Genomic DNA, 4,635 nt, shown 5'->3' with positions numbered 1-4,635 from the left:
GGCGAGGGCCTGAGCGGCACCGGCCCCAAGGCCGGCGGCCCGAACTACCTGCTGCGCTTCTGCGCCGAGCAGACCCTGACCATCAACACCACCGCCGCCGGCGGCAACGTGGCGCTGTTCGCAGGCTGAGGAACTCAGGTCTCAACGGAGTGCGTGACCGCATCCAGCGGCGTCAGCCGCACAGGGAGTGACCCACCTGCCTCCGGCGCGCGTGGCTTCCGCCAGAGCACCCGTGGAACCGGCTCCGCCGGGCCACAGGGTGCGTCCCCCTCGAAGCGCCGCAGGCGCGCAACGGAGGGGGAAGCCGCGTCAGCGGCGCAGGGGGTGCTTCACCATGTGCTGCCCGGCGGCGCCGACAGCGGCAGTTTGCCGCGCAGCCGGGCGTCGAGTTCGGTGATCGGCAGGGGCGGGGCGAACAGGTAGCCCTGGAAGTGGTCGCAGCCCTGACTGGCCAGGAAGTCGCGCTGCTCGATCGTTTCCACGCCTTCGGCCACCACCTGCAGCCCCAGGCTTTGCGCCAGCGAGATGATCGCGCGCGAGATGGCGGCGTCGCTGGCGTCGGTCAGCACGTCCGACACAAAGCCCTTGTCGATCTTGAGCTGGTCCAGCGGCAGCCGCTTGAGCAGAGACAGCGAGGAGTAGCCGACGCCGAAGTCGTCCAGCGACAGCGTCACGCCCAGGGCCTTGAGCAGGCCCATCTTCTCCAGCGTGATCTCCATGCGGTCGGCGAGCAGGCTCTCGGTGAGTTCGAGCTTGAGCTTGTGCGGGCGGATGCGGGCCTGCTGGATCGCGTCCATCACCATGTCCACGAAGTCCGGGTGGCGGAACTGGCGCACGCTGACGTTGACCGAGATGCTCAGTTCCTGCGAGTAGGCCTCGTTTTCCCACAGCGCCAGCTGGGCGCAGGCGGTTTCCAGCACCCAGCGGCCCAGCGGCAGGATCAGCCCGGTGTCCTCGGCCACCGGAATGAATTCGCCCGGCATCACCAGGCCACGGCGCGGGTGCTTCCAGCGCACCAGGGCCTCGACGCTGCGCACGCGGCCCGTGCGGTCCACCTGTGGCTGGTAGAGCACCACGAACTGCTGCGTGTGCAGGCCCTCGCGCAGGTCAACGCCCACGGCCGCGTTGTGGCTCATCGACGCCTGCATCGCCGGGTCGAAGAAGCACAAGGTGTTGCGACCCAGCGTCTTGGCCTGGTACATCGCCAGGTCGGCCTGCTTGAGCAGTTCGCTCACGTCGCTCTGGTTCCCCTGGAACGAGGTGACCCCGATGCTGGGCGTGGCGAAATGCTGGTGGCCGGTGAGCTGGAACGGCTCGCGCAGGGTGTTGAGCACCTTCTCGGCCAGCACGCGTGCCTTGTAGGCGGCGGCCTCGCGGTCGGTGCTCAGGTCGTCCACCATCACCACGAACTCGTCACCACCCAGCCGCGCCACGGTGTCGGTCTTGCGCACGCTCTGTGTCAGGCGCTGCGCCACCTTCTGCAACAGCTGGTCGCCCATGTGGTGGCCCAGCGTGTCGTTGAGGATCTTGAAGTTGTCCAGGTCGATGAACATCAGCGCGCCGAACTGGCCGCTGCGGGCGCTTTCGCCCAGCGCGCGCTGCAGGCGGTCCAGCAGCAGCTGGCGGTTGGGCAGGTCGGTCAGCGCGTCGTAGAAAGCCAGGTGGCGGATCATGTCCTCCGCGTTCTTGCGCTGGGTGATGTCGCGGCCTACCGCCACCCAGTGCGTGGCCGCTTCGGCCACGGTCTGCACCGACACCACTTCCAGCTCGACCCAGAACCAGGCGCCGCTCTTGCGCCGCACCATCAGTTCGGTGCGCGCCTGCCGCTTGTTCTGCAGGCCGGCCACCAGGTCCTGCAGCTTGGACATGGTCGGGTCCATGTCCACCAGCATGCGCGGCGTCTGGCCCAGCACCTCGGCGCGGCTGTAGCCGGTGTGCTGCTCGAAGGCGTCGTTGACGAAGACGATGCGCGGTTCCTCGTGCAGGGCCGGCCCCGCTTCGGCGATCGCCACGATGTCGTTCAGCCGCGCCACGCTGGTCTCCAGCAGCATCAGCTGTTCCTGCGAACGGCGGCGCTCGGTCACGTCGCGGAAGTACACCGCCAGGCCTTCGGCAAACGGGTAGGCCCGCACCTCCAGCCACTTGCCCAGCGTGGCGAAGTGTTCCTCCAGTTCCACGCGGCGGTTTTTGGCCACCGCGCGCGTGAGCTGCTCGCGCAGACGCTGGGCCAGCGCGGGCGCCAGGCCGTGCCACACCTGCAGGCCCAGCAGTTCAGAGGTGGACTTCTGCAGCAGCCGCTCGCTCTCCTGGTTCAGGTAGGTGAAGCAGCACTGCCGGTCCAGCGTCACGAAGGCCTCGGTGATGCTGGCCAGCGTGGTGGTCAGGCGCATGGCCAGCAGCGTCGTTTCCTGCTGCGCCTGCTTCTGGGCCGAGATGTCCTGCATCGCACCCTGGATGCGCAGGATCTGCCCCGCCGCTCCGTGGACCGCGCTGCCCACCGCGCGCACCCACTTGGGCGTGCCGCTGGCCGCTGTCACCTGGATTTCCTCGTCGAATCCCAGGCCGCTGTGTTCGCACAGCTCCAGCCGCTGGCGGATGGTGCTGCGCCACTCGGGCGTGCAGCGCAGCACCATGTCTTCGGTCGATTGCAGGGTCTGGCCGGACTGCAGGCCCAGAATGCTGGCCAGCTCGTCGGAGTGCACCAGCTCGTGCGTGGCCAGGTTGAGCGACCAGCTGCCCACGCCGGCGGTGTGCTCGGTCAGGTTCAGCCGGCTCTGGCTCTCGCGCAGCGCGCTGTGGTTCTGCACCGCGCTGCGCTCGCCGCGCAGCACCAGTTGCTGGTGGTGGTGGATGAAACCCAGCAAGTCCGACCCCAGCGCCCCGAGCACGCGCAGCGTGTCGAGGGTGTGCACCGGTGTGTCACGTGGCTGCGGGTCCAGCAGGATCAGCGACGCCGCCGGTTCGCGCGGTTCCATGGGCAAGGCCAGCGTCTGCAGAAAACGCCACATGCACGGCCCGGTGGTGCCCATGCGGCCGGCCAGCCCCGGGTGCGCGGCCAAGTCCGGTACGCAGGCGTCGATTTCCGGAGAGGGCAGGGTCCGCAGGCAGACCTCCAGCGCCTCGTCGGTCTGGTCCAGGCGCAGACCGTGCCGGCCCCGCACCTGGGGTTGGGGCAGCGTCCATTCCACCAGCAGGGCCGACGGCACACCGGCCGTCCGGCAGGCCAGTTGCACCAGCCGGTCCAGGTCGGGCAGATCGTCCCGTGCCGGGAGGGGTGTCGAGGAGGCGGGTAGAGCAGCGTTCATGGAAGACCTCGGGGCACGCGGGCGCGGTGCACAAGCATATCCAAGGTGCGGCACCCGACGACCAACCCGGCAAGAACACCCGTTCCACCCTTTGGCCGACCGATCCCCCGCATGGGGAGGGAAATTTGTAACAGAGTTGTTAAATTTTGTTGCGTGTGTACTAACATGCCCACTCGCCTGTCCCTGGACGGGCTCTGGTGCCGCGTTGGTGGCACCCCACTTTCGGGAGTGAAATCGTGAGCGCACTCGCAGGACTCAGACAACACGGCGACATCAACAGCCTCAAGGCCGCGCTGCACCAGTTGTGCAGCGAGTTCGGGCGCATCACACGCCTGGACATCCTGACCGCCATGCACGAAGGCACCAAGCAGGCGATCTGTTTTTTGCGCATGGAAAAGCCCGAACAGGAACAACAGCTGATGAAATCGCTGGGCGTGGGCCGGTTCGGTGGCGAGGTGGTGTTCGTGCTCAACCTGGACGTGCCGCCCAGCAGCGAAGACAACGGGCCCTCGTCCCAGTGGGCGGATTCCGACCTGTACGCCTGAGGGGTCACCCCACGGCAAGCCGCCGCCCTGCCCAACAAAAAAGCGCTCTGAGGAGCGCTTTTTTGTTGGGGTCTGGAAGGACCGGGTTCAGTTCAGTTCGCCGAACGACGAGTTGCGCACACCGGCACCGGCGCTTTGCGGCGCGGTCTGGTTGATGTTGATCCAGAACTCGCAGACGTGCTTCATGGCGCTGAGGAACTGCGCGAATTCGGTCGGTTTGGCGATGTAGGCGTTGGTGCCCGCGTCGTAGGCGCGCTGCAGGTCGCTGGGCTCGGTGGACGAGGTCAGCACCACCACCGGGATGTTGCGCAGGCTGTCCGAGCCCTTGATCTCGCGCAGCACGCCGATGCCGTCGAGCAGGGGCATCTTCAGGTCCAGCAGCACCAGCACCGGATTGCCCCCGGTGCGGTCGGCAAAGGCGTCGCGGCGGTACAGGTAGTCCAGGGCCTGCATGCCGTCGGACACGTGGGTCACGCGGCCGTCCAGCCCGTGGCGCGCCAGCGCCAGACGGGTCAGCTCGGCATCGTCAGGGTTGTCTTCAACGAGCAGGATGGCGTCGGCGTTCTTGTTCATGGTTCGAGGGTGGATGGCACCGCGTCTTTGGAGGCCTCTGTGGGGCTGCAGCCTTCAAACGGCAACGAGAAATGGAACACGCTGCCCTGGCCGACCTGGCTCTCAGCCCAAATGCTACCACCGTGCCGCTCCAGAATGCGGCGCGTGAGGGCCAACCCGATGCCGGTGCCCTCGAACTCGGTGGCGCGGTGCAGGCGCTGGAACACGCCGAA

Annotated in this window: 4 protein-coding genes; 1 reads left to right on the top strand and 3 read right to left on the bottom strand. The window is 67.6% G+C overall.

Annotated features, from left to right (window positions below; genetic code table 11):
* Positions 1–329 precede the first annotated feature (329 nt).
* The gene (locus tag ACR2JA_RS16105; RefSeq protein ID WP_434010087.1) at positions 330–3,305 is read right to left on the bottom strand and encodes a sensor domain-containing protein; all 2,976 of its coding nucleotides are present in this window, start codon (positions 3,303–3,305) and stop codon (positions 330–332) included.
* A gap of 236 nt (positions 3,306–3,541) precedes the next feature.
* Between ACR2JA_RS16105 and ACR2JA_RS16100 the strand changes: the two genes are divergently transcribed.
* On the top strand, positions 3,542–3,850 hold the full coding sequence (locus ACR2JA_RS16100; protein ID WP_434010086.1) for an RNA recognition motif domain-containing protein: 309 nt from the start codon (positions 3,542–3,544) through the stop codon (positions 3,848–3,850).
* 87 nt (positions 3,851–3,937) lie between these two features.
* Here the strand turns inward: ACR2JA_RS16100 and ACR2JA_RS16095 are convergent, their stop codons facing one another.
* Both ACR2JA_RS16095 and ACR2JA_RS16090 read right to left on the bottom strand, forming a co-directional pair.
* Positions 3,938–4,423: a response regulator gene (locus tag ACR2JA_RS16095; protein ID WP_434010085.1), complete on the bottom strand. Its 486-nt coding sequence runs from the start codon at positions 4,421–4,423 to the stop codon at positions 3,938–3,940.
* On the bottom strand, positions 4,420–4,635 hold a 216-nt coding region (locus ACR2JA_RS16090), incomplete at its 5' end, for an ATP-binding protein (protein ID WP_434010084.1). The genes ACR2JA_RS16095 and ACR2JA_RS16090, both read right to left, overlap by 4 nt.

This window comes from Hydrogenophaga sp., assembly GCF_051007235.1.
Classification (GTDB): domain Bacteria; phylum Pseudomonadota; class Gammaproteobacteria; order Burkholderiales; family Burkholderiaceae_C; genus Hydrogenophaga.
The sequence above is the reverse complement of the archived record's forward strand: the minus strand, read 5'-3'. Positions and strand labels throughout refer to the sequence as shown.